This window comes from Vibrio sp. 1978 (genome assembly GCF_033344345.1).
Genome location: NZ_JAWPOP010000743.1, coordinates 1 through 592, shown reverse-complemented (window position 1 = coordinate 592; position 592 = coordinate 1). Strand labels below are relative to the sequence as shown.

At 45.4% G+C, this 592-nt stretch carries 1 protein-coding gene and 1 pseudogene; both read right to left on the bottom strand.

All coding sequences use genetic code 11. From position 1 onward, the window contains the following. A pseudogene (locus R8N49_RS28870) lies at positions 1–95 on the bottom strand (DUF1499 domain-containing protein); the annotation flags it as partial. A 91-nt stretch (positions 96–186) separates the two neighbouring features. Beyond that, positions 187–592 (bottom strand): FAD-dependent oxidoreductase (locus R8N49_RS28865; protein WP_318190668.1); only part of this gene is annotated, 406 nt, incomplete at its 5' end.

The window sequence follows — 592 nt, the reverse complement described above, 5'->3', positions numbered from 1 at the left end:
CATGGGGTTTGAGTTCTATCTGGCATCGAAGTGACTCCTTGGCTGCATGCGGTTAAGCCGAGAAAAGTGATGAGCATCAGAGCGGCTTTTTTCATGAGTTCTATTCCTTAACAGAGGAATTTAATTATATGTAATAAAAGAAAAAAGGATCCAATCTTTGGATCCTTTTTGAGTGTTGGGACGAGGCTACACGTCTAAGTAATCAAGAATACCTGCTGCTGCTTTTCGTCCTTCATCAATGGCGGTTACCACTAAATCAGAACCGCGAACTGCGTCTCCCCCAGCAAAGATCTTTTCATTGCTGGTTTGATATTGAAACTCTTGGTTGTTGGGTGCTTTGATTCGCCCCCATTGATCAAGTTCAACATTGAACGGAGTAAGCCAGTTCATTTGATGAGGTTGGAAACCAAATGCCATGATGACAGCATCGGCAGGCAGTACGTGTTCACTTCCTTCTACAGGTTCTGGCCGACGGCGACCTGCGTCATCAGGCTCGCCCAAAGCAGTTTTGACCACTTTCACGCCTGAAACTTTGCCATACGCATCAACCTCAATACCTAAAGGCTGAAGGTTAAACATGAACTTCACGCCC